The sequence below is a fragment of the Nitrospira marina genome (genome assembly GCF_059568365.1).
The window spans coordinates 4,185,743-4,201,375 of the sequence record NZ_JCANTH010000001.1 but is presented as its reverse complement, the minus strand read 5'-3'; the positions used below and the strand labels follow the sequence as shown (position 1 = coordinate 4,201,375).

At 49.0% G+C, this 15,633-nt stretch carries 15 protein-coding genes; 5 read left to right on the top strand and 10 right to left on the bottom strand.

What is annotated here, in order from left to right; genetic code table 11:
- The first annotated feature begins 92 nt into the window (after window positions 1-92).
- Window positions 93-1,655 carry an AMP-binding protein gene (locus tag LX98_RS18125; RefSeq protein WP_496430187.1) on the top strand — a complete coding sequence of 521 codons (1,563 nt, stop codon included), beginning with the start codon at window positions 93-95 and terminating at the stop codon, window positions 1,653-1,655.
- A gap of 78 nt (window positions 1,656-1,733) precedes the next feature.
- Here the strand turns inward: LX98_RS18125 and LX98_RS18120 are convergent, their stop codons facing one another.
- From LX98_RS18120 to LX98_RS18095, 6 genes are all read right to left on the bottom strand, one after another.
- Window positions 1,734-2,684: a lipase family protein gene (locus tag LX98_RS18120; protein WP_496430186.1), complete on the bottom strand. Its 951-nt coding sequence runs from the start codon at window positions 2,682-2,684 to the stop codon at window positions 1,734-1,736.
- Entirely contained in the window at window positions 2,636-3,013 is a 378-nt protein-coding gene (locus tag LX98_RS18115) for a hypothetical protein (protein ID WP_496430185.1), read from the bottom strand. Before LX98_RS18115 ends, LX98_RS18120 begins: the two co-directional genes overlap by 49 nt.
- A 498-nt stretch (window positions 3,014-3,511) precedes the next feature.
- Entirely contained in the window at window positions 3,512-4,507 is a 996-nt protein-coding gene (locus LX98_RS18110) for a M28 family peptidase (protein WP_496430184.1), read from the bottom strand.
- 412 nt (window positions 4,508-4,919) lie between these two features.
- Entirely contained in the window at window positions 4,920-5,930 is a 1,011-nt protein-coding gene (locus LX98_RS18105) for a methyltransferase (protein WP_496430183.1), read from the bottom strand.
- An 80-nt stretch (window positions 5,931-6,010) separates the two neighbouring features.
- Window positions 6,011-6,838, bottom strand: a complete 828-nt coding sequence (locus LX98_RS18100) for a methyltransferase domain-containing protein (RefSeq protein WP_496430182.1) — start codon at window positions 6,836-6,838, stop codon at window positions 6,011-6,013.
- A 451-nt stretch (window positions 6,839-7,289) separates the two neighbouring features.
- On the bottom strand, window positions 7,290-8,594 hold the full coding sequence (locus LX98_RS18095; protein WP_496430181.1) for an alkaline phosphatase D family protein: 1,305 nt from the start codon (window positions 8,592-8,594) through the stop codon (window positions 7,290-7,292).
- Between the two features lie 213 nt (window positions 8,595-8,807).
- Between LX98_RS18095 and LX98_RS18090 the strand changes: the two genes are divergently transcribed.
- Window positions 8,808-9,374 (top strand): hypothetical protein, encoded by a 567-nt coding sequence (locus LX98_RS18090; protein WP_496430180.1) that lies wholly within the window; start codon window positions 8,808-8,810, stop codon window positions 9,372-9,374.
- Between the two features lie 36 nt (window positions 9,375-9,410).
- Here the strand turns inward: LX98_RS18090 and LX98_RS18085 are convergent, their stop codons facing one another.
- The 4 genes from LX98_RS18085 to LX98_RS18070 all read right to left on the bottom strand — a co-directional run bounded on the left by LX98_RS18085 (window position 9,411) and on the right by LX98_RS18070 (window position 12,767).
- Window positions 9,411-10,220 carry a hypothetical protein gene (locus LX98_RS18085; RefSeq protein ID WP_496430179.1) on the bottom strand — a complete coding sequence of 270 codons (810 nt, stop codon included), beginning with the start codon at window positions 10,218-10,220 and terminating at the stop codon, window positions 9,411-9,413.
- A gap of 69 nt (window positions 10,221-10,289) precedes the next feature.
- Window positions 10,290-11,432 carry a transporter family protein gene (locus LX98_RS18080; RefSeq protein WP_496430178.1) on the bottom strand — a complete coding sequence of 381 codons (1,143 nt, stop codon included), beginning with the start codon at window positions 11,430-11,432 and terminating at the stop codon, window positions 10,290-10,292.
- A gap of 215 nt (window positions 11,433-11,647) precedes the next feature.
- Window positions 11,648-11,947, bottom strand: coding sequence for a hypothetical protein (locus LX98_RS18075; protein ID WP_496430177.1), 300 nt, complete (start codon window positions 11,945-11,947; stop codon window positions 11,648-11,650).
- Window positions 11,948-12,371: 424 nt separating this feature from the next.
- On the bottom strand, window positions 12,372-12,767 hold the full coding sequence (locus LX98_RS18070; protein WP_496430176.1) for a CBS domain-containing protein: 396 nt from the start codon (window positions 12,765-12,767) through the stop codon (window positions 12,372-12,374).
- 1,441 nt (window positions 12,768-14,208) lie between these two features.
- On the opposite strand from LX98_RS18070, the gene LX98_RS18065 reads away from it, so the two are divergent.
- Genes LX98_RS18065 through LX98_RS18055 form a run of 3 tightly spaced genes read left to right on the top strand, consistent with a single transcriptional unit; the run spans window position 14,209 to window position 15,612 of the window.
- Window positions 14,209-14,592, top strand: coding sequence for an NADH-quinone oxidoreductase subunit A (locus LX98_RS18065; RefSeq protein ID WP_496430175.1), 384 nt, complete (start codon window positions 14,209-14,211; stop codon window positions 14,590-14,592).
- Window positions 14,583-15,098: an NADH-quinone oxidoreductase subunit B gene (locus LX98_RS18060; RefSeq protein ID WP_312645908.1), complete on the top strand. Its 516-nt coding sequence runs from the start codon at window positions 14,583-14,585 to the stop codon at window positions 15,096-15,098. Before LX98_RS18065 ends, LX98_RS18060 begins: the two co-directional genes overlap by 10 nt.
- Before the next feature lie 19 nt (window positions 15,099-15,117).
- A complete protein-coding gene (locus LX98_RS18055; protein ID WP_496430174.1) occupies window positions 15,118-15,612 on the top strand; it encodes an NADH-quinone oxidoreductase subunit C in 495 nt (164 codons plus the stop codon).
- Window positions 15,613-15,633 lie beyond the last annotated feature (21 nt).

Sequence of the window (15,633 nt, the reverse complement as noted above, 5' to 3'; positions counted from 1 at the left end):
TGTCTAAGTGAGGCGAGTTTGGCAAACTGCGCCATTGATTCCCAGTGCACTCAATTGCTAGGACCCCTGCTTTTCTTTGCACATCAAAAAAAATGCCAATAATAGGACCACCGCTCAGTAAATCGTTTAATCCCGGTCAGATCCTGAAATGCGGACTGGAGACCAAACCGGACGAATTTGCACTTGTCTCCGCAGCGACCCGCTGGACTTGGCGAGAACTAGATCGCACAAGTACCCAGTTGGCAGCAAATCTCGTGGGTCTTGGTCTGAAAGCCGGCGACCGCGTGGCGTCTCTTATGCCCAACCGTGGCGCACTGCTCGTTCATTATCTCGCGTGTATCAAGGCCGGGTTGGTCGCCACGCCCCTCAATTACCGATACACTCCACTAGAAATTGACCATGCGTTGGAAGTTAGCCAGACTTCGATACTCTTTGCCCACGCCGAACGGACCCAAGATATTGCTCAAAGCAAACTGGCTGGGAATTTGCCATTCGGCCTCATATCGTGGGACGGAGCATTGGGGCGAAGTCCCAGCTTTGAAGAGTTGATCAAACCACAGAGACAAACAAGTGAACTGAGTCAGCCGGATCCGAACGCTCCGGCCTTTATCTTTTTCACCTCCGGCAGTACCGGCAAGCCAAAAGGTGTGACTCACACGTTAGAAACATTTGGTTGGATGATCGCAAGCCTTATTAAAGCGTTCGAGCTTACCGCTGACGACATCCTCCTGCCCGGTTCTTCTATTTCTCACATTGGGTCTCTTATTTTTTCGCTCGCTGGCCTTGCGGTTGGGGCACGTGTGGATGTGGCCCGCACGTTCGATGGCGACGAATTATTGCCATTACTTCGCAATACTCGGCCGACTGTGTTAGCCATGTTGCCAGCGGCGTTGATCGCTCTAGTGAGAGATCATAATGCCCAGCCAGAAGACTTTCATTCCCTCAGGCTATGTGTTTCAGGTGGAGATAAAGTTCCAGCAGAATTAGAAAAGGAGTTTACTGACATTGCGGGTCTTCCTATTAATGAGGCATTTGGCATGACCGAAGCATTCCCCATCACGATGAATCCGATCAGAGGACTCAATAAATTGGGTTCGGTTGGATGTGTGTGCCCTGGTGCTGTCCTTTCCATTCAGGATGAAAATGGTCGAGAGTTATCCTATGGCGAGGAAGGGCGCCTCTGGGTGAAAGCTCCCTCGACAATGGTTGGCTATTGGAACAACTCAGCGGCAACAGAAGCCACGATCCGCGACGGATGGCTCGATACTGGCGATCTCATAAAAGCGGACCAAGACGACTACCTCTGGTTCTGCGGCCGTAAGAAACAAATCATTATTCATGATGGCTCTAATATTTGCCCTCAGGAAATTGAAGAGGCGCTACTGGAGCATGAGGCGGTCGATAACGCTGGCGTGGTTGGGGTGCATGATTCGGTTCATGGGGAAAACGTGAGAGCGTACATTACGCTGAAAGATGGGGCCATATGCCCGACGAGCCAAGAGCTTATTCAGTTTGCTCGGGCGAAGGTGGGATACAAAGCTCCGGAAGAAATTGAGTTCATAGCTGAAATGCCGCTCAATCCCACCGGCAAAGTCGACCGAATCACCCTCAAAAAGATGGCGGAGGAACGACATACAAGCACAAGAATTTCTTAACAGTTGAACAGGCTTAATATTCAAAAAGTCTACAATGATCTCACATGATTTCCAACATGAGCTCTGGCGAATGGCCCCTTATAAGGTGCCAGAGACAGGGCCCTGAGGCTGTTTCGGGTTTTTTAGTGCGAAATTGTAACTGGTGTGATGAGCATGATTGCCGGGGACGTTCCCGTATTGCGCGGTGTAGGTTACGGGGTAGCCCACATGTTCGTACAGAAGCTTTTCCGTAAATCCAAGGTACACCGATGGTGGCACCTCCGGCACCAGATCGCAACTGTTCACAATCCGATAAATTTGAGCGAGGCCGGTGTTAAGAAAGGTGGCCAGCTTTGGATCGCAGGCACGGGGACCCGCCAAATTATATTGAAAGACTATTGGTGTCTGTAGCGTCAATGCGTTGGCCATCAAGTCCGGTGTGGACACCATGGTCAAGGCTGCACCCAGACTGTGGCCCGTGATGTACAACGTGCGAATGCCTTCCAGCGAATTGAGTTGCGATAAGAGGGACTGACGAAGGGATTTATACAGGTCAAAGAATCCCTCATGCACGAGGCCAATATTGGAAACGTGTGACAGCTCGTAAGAAACTTGTTTGATTTCCCCGTCATTGTACCAAGCCTCCAGGGTTTCGGTCCCCCGAAAAATTGCATAGGCCTTGTCGTCCTGCTGGGCAACCAACGCAAAAGGTTCCAAATCCCTGAATACGAGCACTTCGGAATTGCCCCAGATCGGTTCGCCGAAGCGATAATGGGAGGTACGAGGAGGTTGCCAATGCAAATCGAGTGGCGTATGTGGTTTGTCCTGTACCCATTGGTAGTACATGCCATAGGCCATATCCACGAGATCGGAACATTCCACCGCCTCGGCCAAATCAAACGGAACCGGTGGGAAATACATGGGTTTGCTCGACACGACAAGTACTTCTACCCTATTCCCGGCATATGAAGGGTGGTGGAGATGTTCAATGCGGAGCGCCTTTACGCCTTGATACCGTCGATCAAGATAAAAAAAGGATATTTCAGCCAATGGTCACAGTAGTCCCCTTCGTCATCAACTTTCGGATCGGGGGCAAGCGTCATGTTATGAAATGCGATATCTCGAAACCCCGCATCGCGCAACGCCGACTCATGTGCGTCGATCGGCATATAATAATTTTCGATCACAATCGATTGGTCCTCTAAGTGTACCGTAAGGGCGACCGGGGCCCCTTCATAAGCCGATTCGGGCAATTGGGCCTCAATGCCGTATTTTCGGTAGTTCGGCGGATGAGATTGCCACGTATATAGTGCAGGATTGGTGATTAAGGTGACAAAACGGCCTCCGGGTTTGATGCGGTTCGCCAACCCGCGACACATGACCCTGAGTTCTTCCCGATCGTGTGCATACACGAGCAGCCAATTGGAGTTGGGAAACTATCGATCTCCCATCCCGAACGTGTATCTTTGCGGATCGGGTAGCCATCCGGGCGCCGGAGTCACGATGGCGCCAGGACGAAATGCAGCTCAAATCATTTATCAAGATTTCAACCTGGATTTCACCAACACCTTTCCCAGGTCATAGACATATTATTTTATTCCTCAGAAACTCGAGTTCGGCATTTTCCGAAATCCGGTCCCTCTCTTGGATAGAGGGGATGGTTGTCATTAGCCAATCTCTGGTGATCGTCCATGTCGTGGATGCTGTCTATACAGTTGTGTCCCGTAGGTAGGTTGCCGACCGAGCCACATTCCTATCGGTGTGGCTCTCAAGTCGAACGGTGATAAAGAATTTTGTATAGCGGTGCAATTTGAAAAGGTGACAGACGGAATAGTGAAACGCAAGGATATATCGGGATCATCTCACCATGACGTTTGTCATGGTTGGTTGGCCAAGTCCCTGATGACATGTTGCAGTCCGGTGACCACTCGTGCGAGGTGGTCGAAGTGAATGTGATCAAGTGTATCGTTCGAGGTGTGGTAATTCGGGTCCCGAAACAGAGCGGTATCCGTGACCATGAGGGCCGGAAATCCTTCCTGCCAGAATGCCCAATGATCCGACCAGCCAACTCCGGGCAACCATTCAGGTAACGCGGCCCCTTCTGAGGGAAACTGGGTGTGCTGTCGAAAGGACCCTACCGCCTGCTGCACCCAATCCCTGTTCGCAAGGTTACTCACAAAACCGATGAAATTTCCCTTTGACGGGTAAATGAGGCTGAGCGGCGGTGGGTATCTTTGGCTGTTCGGTGCCTCCGTATAGTAGCCAATGGTTTCAAGGCTAAGCATGAGGATAATGCGTTCATTCTGCTGGCGACTGCGCTGGGCATATACGCGGCTCCCCATGCTTGGGGTTTGAAAAAAGGGTGGTTCTTCGTTGGCGAAGGCCACAAATCTGAGGGTGCGAGAAACAGGGGATTGGGCGAATAGCCTGGCCAGGGTCAACATCGCCGCGATTCCGGTCCCGTTATCATTCGCACCGGGACTCCCTTTGACGGAATCATAGTGTGCGCCAATAAGAAGGATGTCTTCCCGGCGATCCGTCCCGCGTACCTCCGCTTCGATGTTTTCACAGATGTTTCCGGAAACGTCGAATTTTTGTCGGAGGACATCATATCCGGCCGCTTTGAATTCAGCGCGAATGTATTCGGCCGCGAGCATGAGTTTGTCGTAGTGAAAGAGATTGCGTTCTCCGATTTGTGTGCTCAGCGTGTGGACATGGGTGTGGAGTTTTTGCTCCAAGTCACGTATTTCGTCGGTCGCTAATGGTAAGGCGCCTTGATAACTGCTTCCCGGCATCCAAATCATTCCGTACCATCCTCCTGCACACACAACGATCAACGTTCCCGCCATGACGACCCACCGCGAAGTGTTCACCTTTCTCCTCCGACCTTTCAGAATCAGGGCCGATTCATCCCTGCATGTGTATTTGCCGACAGAGGTGCGGGTTATTTGGCATATCAAAAGATTGTTGCGATAGGCTTAGTTGATGAAACAGGATTCGGATCGTCATCAATTTTTTATAACCTTTGTATTGTTGGATTTGTTTGTGCCACGGGAATGGCCGGATACGCCTGGGATGAGCTCAAAGAGGATATGAGTCGATGCAGAGACATCAAACACAGTGGTATTTGAAGGATCCGTCGCGGCATCCATCGGAATGCATTAATCACCAATCATATGATTCATATAATCGGGAACAATCGATTTCATCTCGTTTGCCATCTTGTGGGCCGTGAGGGTTTTCCCTACATTCAAATCGGGAGAGAATCAGCCCCCAAAACCGTTCTCATTTGATGCCTACCACCATGGAATCCGCTCCGATTAAATGCTCCACGCGGGTTTCGCGAAATCCGGCCTCCCGCAGCCACCCGGTGCAATCCGCACCCGTATAGTCAAACCCCCCTGGCAACTCGATCAACATATTCAAACTCATCATGAGACCGAAGGCGTTTGAGCGTCGCTCATCATCGATCAACGACTCGAAGATAATCAGGGCGCCGCTTGGGGGCAAGGCGTCAAAAGCTTTGGCGATCAACATTTTTTTTTCTTCCAAATTCCAGTCGTGGAGAATATGGCCCATTGAGAGCACTTCGGCTTTTGGAAGGGGGTCCGAGAAGAAATTTCCTGGATAAAATTGCAATCGGGAGGACAGTCCGAAGGAATGGACGTATTCCTTAAAAATCGGACCCGTGACGGGTAAATCAAACCCACCTCCGGTGATATGTTCATGCGCCAATCCCACCTGCACCGCTAATCCGCCTTGAGCGGATCCAACATCAATGAAGGTGTGGTATTGTTTCCAGGGAAATTGAGAGGCGATCTTTCTGCTGGCTCCCATGCTCAACCCTGTCATGGAACTTAAAAACTCTTTCAGGCGCTGAGGATCGCTGTACAATTCTTCAAAGAAATTTTTGCCTTCTTTAACTTCGTTCTGCGGTAGCCCGGTCCGTAATCCCTCGGTCAGGTTTCCCCAAAATCGGTAAAGACGGAAATTAACCATTTCCAGCCACCCTCCCAAGTAGGTGGGTTTGGCTCTATCTAAAAACAGGTCTGTCTCGGATGTATTGGCATAATGTCCATTCTGCCGATCCAACATGCCCAGTGCGACGAGTGCATCAAAAAAATCGCGTGCACTGCGAGGATGAAGCCCCAGACGTGCCTGCAGGGCCTGGGCATCAAGCGGCTGTTTGGCCAACTCGGAGAAGACGCCGAGTTCCACGGCGCTCAACAGTGTCTTGGAGCCCCAGAAGGCCATTCCCAATTGCATGATTCGATCCGGCGTCACTTCCTCTGCCATTTTCCAGTTCCCTTCTCTTCTATAAGAGCCGTGTGGAAAAATAATCGTGCTCGTTGAATTCGGTCTGGGCCCCAGGATGCTTATGACTTTGGCAACCAACCAGCCATGACACAGCGTTGCGCGAAAAGCGGCACAAAGCTTCGGGTGTCGAGGGAAATCGTATTCATGAATTGGTCTGCCAATGTTTGATCGGCGAAGCATTCATAGACATCGTCTAAGAATCCCCCACGGAGCAACGGATGATACAGGAACTCTTGACCTGGACCGGTGTGCACTTCCAGGGGATATTCTGTCACGTCAATGTTGACCAATCCGCAGGCTGCCAGCCATGTTCGGGCATCCACCGCCGAAGGCCGTTCGGCGAGATAATCGGCAAATGCCTCTCGTTCTTTCGTGAGCCCTTGTTGGGTCATTTCCCGGTCCACGCGTTTCCATAGGGAATCAAACGTTCCAAGGGAGGGGAATGTGAGAACCAATTGCCCTCCAGGCTTGAGAAATCGAGCCAATTGCTGAAGGGCCTCCAGACGGTGAGGCCGAAAAAACATAAAGGACAAGTTGCCCGTGATGCGATCGAATTGGCCAAGATCGGGGGGCAAGGTTCGGACATCCCCAAGGCAAAATTCCAGCCAGGGGAAATATGGTCCCTGAACGGCGCGGGCACGAATGAGTTGGGCGTGATTGGCATCAATTCCAATGACATGGCCACCTGGTCCAACATGATGAGCGAGATAAAAGGCAGGAATCCCATCTCCACAGGCCACATCCAGTATGGTTGCGCCTTCAGAGAGATCCAAGTGGGTCAACAGGCTTTCGGCAAATGGTCTGGACCAGGGATCTTTTTTCGGCAGTTCACACAGCCATGCCGGCGGGTTCTTCAACGAAGATGAATGGGAAGGAGTGGGCATCATGAACCACCGCGGCTGAACATCAATGAAACCCTAGCATGGTGGGAGCGGATTATTCGAGTGCCCTTGCACCCCCCACATTCTCAAAAGGGCTGTTGCCGGGAAACCCCTGTATTGAGAGCCCCCACAACAGTTTTCAATTTCCTGTGTTGTTCAATCCTATTCTGGGGCTGAAACAGAGAAGGGGGTGAACCTGAATTTCCAGGAAAACGTGGCGCTTTTTCGTGTGAGGGCGTTGAGATCTACCCATTCCGTGGCGTCCACGATCCCCCATATTTGGAATCTACGGGATTGACGGAGTGGGCTCTGCCTGCACACGCAGATCTCGTTCTTGGAGCTCTGGGCTGGGACGATCCACATCTTCCAGAGATTCCGGGGCTGAGAGGGGAAGTGATCGAGTTATGACAACGGCTTTCAAGGCATGCTCCACCAACTGAGAGAACAGGAAACCGGTTTAATTTTCTTCAAGGATGACTTGGTGAAGCAAGGTCTTGTTGGCATCAAACCACTCTATGTGGACCGATGGCTTCAAGCCATTAGGATCAACGGTGATTTTCCCAAAATTTCGTGAGGCGTCGTTAAAGTACTCAAATCGTGGCTCTCGATTAGAAATCTTGTAATTCATCTGAGCCGCCAGCGGACCGAAAATAAATTCTTTGCGATCCGTCAAACCAGGCATGCGACTCACCGCTCCAAGATGCACATCACCGGCAAGAAACACCACCCCCGTAATGCCCATTTTGTCTAAAAACCGCAAGATCTCATCTCGCTCATCGGGATATTCTCCCCATTTATCGACCCGAGGATCGGAAAAGGGGACGGAGGAGATAATAAATTTGAATCTGGCGGAAGAGGCCTCGAGCTGGGCTAGCAGCCATTGTTTTTGATCAGCTCCCAACATCGTGTTGGTTGCCGGATTTCGATATTGTCGGGTATCCAGGAGAAAGAGTTCCACGGCTTTTCCCCAGCGAAATGTCCGATAGAGACGGGTGGGATCCGGCGTATATTGGCGAACGGGCCAATAGGTAAAAAAGGCCTCGCGACCAATAGGCATGAGTGGATTCGTTGAAGTGAAGTCACTGTCCACTTCGTGATCGTCCCAGATGGCATAGACACTTGTTTCTGCCAAAAGCCGTCGAGCCAATCCGTCACGGTTTTCTCGATATTTGTGCCAATAGTCCGATAATTCTCGGGCAGGCGTGTCTTTGTCCGCGTAAATAGTGTCTCCCAAAAACACAAAAAAGTCTGGACTCACCGTGCGCATGGTTTCCATAATTGAAAAAGGTTGAAAACTATGGCGCGTATCTCCTCCAACCACAAAGGTCACGGTCGTCACGTCATCTTCAAGTGGAGCCGTGATGAATTGACACGGTCGTCCGGGATCTTTTCCCGGCTCCAGGCTCCGATACCAATACCGTGTTTTCGGGGTCAAAGCCGTCAGGGGAATGTGGGTGGTGAAATCGGATTCCGGAGAGGTTGTCACCATTTTGGTTTCTTGAAAGGTGGACCACTGTGGGTCAGGGGAGTATTGGATTTTTAGTGTTTGGGCGCCAGTGGTTTGCAACCACACGATGGCTCCATGCGGCGTCACATCTCCCACTGCGCAATTAAATTCGCTGCCCCTCTGTTCTGCACTATCCGGGGATTCTATGGAGGCGCATCCTCCCAACACTCCACAAAACGAGATGAGCAATACCCATTGTTTCATGTGGGCCGGAAGTAGCCTCCAGAACGTTTTCCATCGTGATTCCGCATTCATCGTAGGTTCAATCCTTTTCAAATTATATAATACGGTAAGAGGTCGGAAGGGAATGTCATCCCATTTGGCATTATTTCCTCAAACCCGGTAGGGCGCGGGTACTTCGCATAACATTCAACCGGGTTCGATCCTTCGCCAAAATTTGCACCTTTGCTCTTGCAAAGAATACAATTTTGCTAGTCTCCCTAAATGACGAGGATAAGAGCAACTTTTATGACGCCATTTCCCTTTCTCTGTATTGCCTTACTTGGGGCTTTACATCTCACTTCCCGGGAGGAGGCTGTCTTCCCTTATCAAGCTGATCACCAACCTTCAATCCGTGTTCAGCCTGTGGCCATGAATACTAATCCGTTTTCGTCGCTTCAAACACGCCCAAAGCTTCCGGTGGAACCGGATGAATTCGATCCTCGGGAGATCAACGCCTATTATGATTGGCGCAACGATATGTTCTTCAGGGAATTTGACCTGACCGGCTCCGGGTCCGTTAATTACATGACGGCACGTCGAACCTATAAGGTATGGCTCGACGAGTTCGGCACCCCGGTCGTCTTGACCGTTGGCGATCCGGTGTTTTTTTGGATTGATTTAAATGGAAACGGGAAGTTTGAGCAGGAGCTGGGTGAGATGTTCAAGGATTCCTATGAGGATGGGGTCACCGGCAATGAAGAGCCTTATGATAATAGCGATCTTCAAGAGCCTGCGGGCCCTGGCCCGGAATGGAACCCTCCCCCACAAGGAGGTTTTAAGCTCCCGCCCTGCGATTCACGGTTCGGGTGTTGATGATATCCCGGGACCATTCATTTCTTCAGTTGCCTTTCATTCATCCACGAAGGCAAATCCCACCTGCAAATCTCCCCGTGCTTCAATGGTGACTTCCTGGCGCTGTTCACCCAACACCGGATGCCGGACTAACAACGTATATGTTCCCGGCGGAATTTGTTCAATGGTGAACCGGCCTTCTTGATCAGAAATGGCAAAATACGGGTTGTCCACGACGTACAACCAGTTCTGCATGAAGTCATGCCGATTACATATGATCCGCACCACGACCCCGTCTTCCATTTTGTCTGAGTGAAATACCTGGACGATCTCATCATGAGGTTGAAGATCCTGATTATGAACCGTGCGCAGAATTCTTCCCCTGGTATCCTTGGATACAAAGGAGTGCAGGACATGCTTGATCGAATCCTGGTTCTCAAAGCGCACCGCTTCATTGGCTGCGATCACACCCGTGAAAGGACCAAAATTGCAATCTTTGGTCTTGACCTGAAGTCCGAGGGATTCCCCTCCCAGGTATCGAAATTCACCCGTTCCAGGTAAATTCCCCGTGAAGGTTTTTGGAAAGAACGGTTTTCCCGTATCAATGCCCTCAAGCACGACCACCGCACCAGTCAGGAATCCATCTCGAGATTCAACTTTCATGAGGCTGCGTTCTTGGCCACAAACCTGTGGATTTTTGTCTACCTTAAAGTGTAAAGGCTCTGGCGGGGAGCCTAGGAAAGAAACCCTCCCATGGATGGATCCACCAGTCTGAACATGTCCCACTTCATACGCATGGGACGCACCGGGACCCATGACCAGGGATAGACTAGCCAGTAATATCCACAAAGCATTGTTGATATTCATGATCCATCTCCTTATTTTGCGTTTTCCTAAACTCTCCGGAATTTGAGCCATCCCTACACAATCTTTTTTCTACATAACCATTTGCCATCCAACCCAAAAAGACCAGGCTTGCTTCAATTGCGGACCGTCAAGATATTGATAAATAGGCGCGCCGGCTTCAACACTCAGATGATTCTCGAGGCCCATAAACTCCGGAAACAGAATATTCACACCTCCCATAAGGTCCAACCGCTGTCCCCCTTGTCGATCAGGGTCGGCGGTTGGGACGAGAGGGATTTGTGCGGGTCCAACTGTCGTTTGGAGTTGGCCGTCTTCTCTCTTGATGTTGTACCATTGTTGCCAGTTCAAGCGCGCAGACGTGCTGATCCAATCAGCCCAACGGTAGGCCCCCCAGGAGTTCACCTTATATTGATTGCCCTCCTTATAACCCTGCTGATTGTATCCGAGACGAACCGTTCCAAGTGCCTGAAACCCCCACGACACATTGTTCCGAACCCCGGTATAGGTCAGTCCGGGTAACAGATCGACGGTGCCTGAACCCAATCGCATTGGATAGGGCAGCAATGAGTTGTTCCCTAACGGTGTGTTATCCGTAGGATTGATATCGCCGGTCGGCAGCGATACGCCCGTATTCAAATGAAACCGATGGGAACCTATACTGGGTGTTTCAAACGCATACAGTCGCCAAAGGGCCGCCAACTTGGTATCCCCGAATCCGCTGGAGTTGGTCGTAAAATTAACCCCGGCTCTGTTCTGATGTTCCATTTCTTTCATGACGTAGGGAAGCATGGCCATCAGGGTAATTGTATCATTCAAGCCATACATCGCACTGAACATGTGCATCTGCGTCGTCATGTTTTTAGGAGTCACTGCGAAATCCTTTAACACGTCATTGCTGGAAAGATTGTCGGTTCCATTCCGCATCTTGTCCATATACATGTACATATACCGGTAGGTAAACATGAACTCACCCTTGTTATGCGTATGATCCTGCATGACCCCGATGGGAGCGTGGGAATCGGGGCGCTCCGCCTGATAAAAATTGCCGATGATGAGCCGCTCCCCTTTTTCGTCGGCCTTCTTTCCTAATGATTCCTCCACTCCCCCCATGAGACCATCCAATAACGCCCCTTCAGCAGGCGGGAGGGCATAAACGATGCCAACACTTCCAACGATGAGCCCAAAACATAGATATCGAATACTCCTAGTCATATTCTTGCCGATCCTTGTCTTGAATAAATTTTCAGTCAATACAGGTCCAATAAATGAATGATGGCGAATTCTTTCCGAATAAAACCTGTTTAGGGTAAAGGGTGTTTCCGCAGTGCAAAATTCCGCTCGCAAGCTTGTCTAACCAAAGCTTACGAATGAAACACTCTAAACATCGAATGTTTTTTTTTAACCAATGAAATGCGTAATGATAAAAGCTAAAGGGAGGAAGGGGGGGCACGGGAAGCTGGAGGGATAACAAAAATAACTTGATGAGTGATTGGACGCCAATCTCCAATTTGAAGAAAAGACTCAACCGGCCCACCCACCAGCACCTGGTTAGTTTCTAGTGTTTGCCCTGCAGCACAAAACCAGGTGCAGAGAAGTGTGGAATGAGTCCCTTGATGGTGTTGGGAATGGTGTTGACTGTGTTCAACAGCCTGGGCGGCGAGTATGCCACTCAGGGTCAGTAAACAAAAAACCAGGACGACAACAAATAGGTGAGAAATACGCTTCATTGTGTGGGAGCATAATATTCTTTAAGGCCTGTAATTTTAGTAACAGATAAGGAGACCCCACTTCAACCCTATAAAGATGGGGCATTTTTCTACAAAGCCAGCTTAAAAATGGCTCAAGCTTAAAAATGCAACGGAGGTGTGGGTGAACTGAAATGTTTTGGACGAACAAGACTCCTCAGGATTGCGAGTCCTATTGTCAGTAGAGGGCACATAGTCATATCGAATCTAGGCGTACTTTCTTAAGAAGCGGACATGAAAGATTATTCACTAGAGAGGATGACATGAGTCAAGATTAAAGAAAACCTTTTGCTTACAGGCGTAACAATCACGTGGGAATAATATAATAATACCCTACACAACATTGATGGCTCGCGAGTATTTCCCCCCTATATTACAAATTTTTTTTGCCACCTTATTCGCTGAATTAATCGACCCCTATTCTGGGTTCCGAGACACTTCCAAAATACACCAGAAGATCCCGTGCAGAAATTAAACCGACAATTTTCGGTCCATCACATACAATAAGATGGCGAACGCCTAAGTCACCCATCAAATCCAACGCATCGTGCGAAGTTTGGGCCAACTGAATCGTAGGGAGAGGTGAGGTCATGAGAGTCTCTACTTTGGTCTCATCCAGGTTTTTCTTGAGGCCAACGGCCTTATGGACAATAGCTGTATCAGTAATGATTCCCACAGGAATTCCTTTCCGTTCAACCAACAAGCTTCCAATTCCTTCTTTCTGCATCTTTTCGGCCGCTTGAGTGATTGAAAAACCTTCAGAAATAGTTTTCAGTTCTTTCTGCATAATTTGGACGATCATGTATGGTTCCCTTCTGATGTTGTTGTTTGTGATCTCTTTATATTATACCAATTTTTCCCATACCGTCACCGTTCTTTTTCATTCTAATCAAACGCCAATCGATTAGGCAGGACGGTCATCCCCGAACGAAATTCATCTTATCCAGGCCGGAACAGCTCCGGAAAATCACAATGAAAGACGAAATTCTTTCGTTGATTATTGCCACTTCGAACAGTGGATATTGCAAAATTTTTCGAAATAGCAATATCGCCCTTGGGCTATTTCGCGCGTTGTTTCCAATGTATTTAACCAGAGTTAATGGACGGATTGTTTCCACAAGTGTTTTTTACTCATCACCTCCCTTTTCAGCAATGACCACATTTCGTATTTTCTTCCCAAGAGGCCCCTTTAAACCCCAAGAAGCCGAGGTCTGATAAATACAGCTTTTTAGAGTCTAGAGGTGTTACCCTATTTCTATGCACTCCGAACGTTCACAAAAACCCAAAAGTGATCCAGAAGGAGCACCCTCGCCTGCACCCCAAAAAAGGATCCAAACTCAAATCCACCGTCGTCAGAAAGCAAAGGCGGTTTCTCCCCTGGAAGAGGAGTGGAATGACCAATCAGATCCCCCCCCTCATCTTCGGACTCATTCCTCGAAGATGAAAAAACCCTAAGTTGTACATTTGTTGTGGGGGTGTGATCTCCAGGCAGGGCAGGCTTCTAAGACCATGTGCGTCGTTTGAATTCCAGTCAGGAGTTTGAGGAAAACCCCGCCTCAACCTTCTCCCTTGTACGTCATTCACTTCATTGCTTCAAATTGGGGGGTGTCTATTGGTTTCTTCACGGACCTTTCTCCCCTTTATAAAGGATATTAAGGACAGCGGTCACACACAAAAATTTCAGATTCTTTTGCTTAGGCTCTAATTTCTCTCTTCCTCCATTTTCGTAATGAAAATTGGAAGCAGACGTTGATTCAAAAGAAGTTATATAGCAAGAAAGATGACATTTTTCTAGAATGTATTTAGGTTATTATACCTATTTATTTAATATTCCCCACAATTATTAAAGTCTCAAATGTCAATGAGCAACTGGATAACCTTTGCCTTCCTGTCTTGAACAGAGGAACACCATACATGTTCCGAACCTTGACTGAAATGCCAGGAGTCCCAAGCCATCCAGTCTGATGGGTGGGGAATTTATTCTGTTCCACTTCCGGATATTCATAAGCTCAGGATGGTGGGAAAATTTTTTACAAGACTATTACCTGTCAATTTTTCATGGCACGGTATGCTAGGAAATCTTATGAAAACTTTACGTTAATCCTCATTTCGAGCCGTGTTGGTCTGAATGGTCCTTAGACTGTTAGGTCTTTCGTTCCATTGATTCACAAAAAAATAGAGTGCTACGATGCCGGCCTCGGTAGAAGGCTTTGAATTTTAAACTATTTTAGGGGAGTCCCCGGATGTCTGGCTCAGACCTTCTCCTTGAGTATCTGACCAAATTCCTTCCTATCCTGATCTTCATCGGTCTTGCCATGGGGTTTGGGCTGGTCACTCTTGCTCTTTCCCATCTGGTCCAACCTAAATATCCCGAACCCGAAAAGCTTTCGACCTACGAATGTGGATCTGAACCCTTTTCGGATTCACGTATGCCGTTCCCCATTCGATATTATGTCATTGCGATGCTGTTTGTGATTTTTGATATCGAGGTGATCTTCCTTTATCCTTGGGCAATTACCTTTAATCAGTTGGGTATGATCGGGTTTATTGAAATGATGATATTTATTGGATTATTTGTCGTGGCATATGTGTACGCCTGGCGTAAAGGGGCCTTGGAATGGGATTAATTCAAATCGGGAAGCCACAAAAAGACGGCGATCTGGGGATTATGACCCTTTCTCTGGAGAAAGCCGTAAACTGGGCCCGGAAAGGCTCTCTCTGGCCCATGACGTTCGGTTTGGCCTGTTGCGCCATTGAAATGATCGCCGCCGTGTCATCCCGTTATGATATTGACCGTTATGGCGCAGGAGTATTCCGTGCCTCGCCCCGTCAATCTGATTTGATGATTGTGGCCGGAACCGTCTGTCGCCGAATGGCTCCGGTTATTCGCAAAATTTATGACCAGATGCCTGAACCAAAATATGTGATTTCCATGGGGTCATGTGCCACATCCGGCAATATTTATGATAGTTATAGCGTTGTTCAGGGTGTCGATCGGTTCGTTCCCGTTGATATTTATGTGCCAGGTTGTCCTCCGACCCCGGAAGCATTGTTTGACGGGATTTTGAAATTACAGGATCGGATCATGCAAAAACGGGTGTTCACCAAACAACCGGAGCAGGTCAAAGTCTAAGGAAAGTCACGAACAATTCATGCATCCGATCGCAGAAAAGATCCAGAACCGATTTCCTGAAGGGTTTGTGGGGGCCAATGAATGGCGGGGGGAGTTGGCGATTACTGTCAAACGGGAAGCCCTACATGATGTCTGTTCATATATCCGGAAGGATCCTGAACTGGACTGCGATTACATGGTACATGTCAGTTCAGTGGATTGGCCTGATGATGAAGAACGATTTGAAGTGGTCTATGAAGTCTACTCGATTCGGAAACGCCATCGCATCCGAATCAAAACCCGAGTTCCCGAACACGATTGTCTGGTGGATTCCATGACGGATCTTTGGATGGGAGCGGATTTTATGGAACGCGAAGTGTTTGACATGATGGGGATCCGGTTTAATCGCCATCCGGATCTTCGCCGCATTTTGATGCCAGATGATTACACCGAAGGATATCCGCTTCGCAAAGATTTCCCCGTTCAGGGGAAAGGCTGGCGTGATACCTTTGATTTTTTAAACGACCCGACGTGATTGCCGAGTCCCCCCTTATCG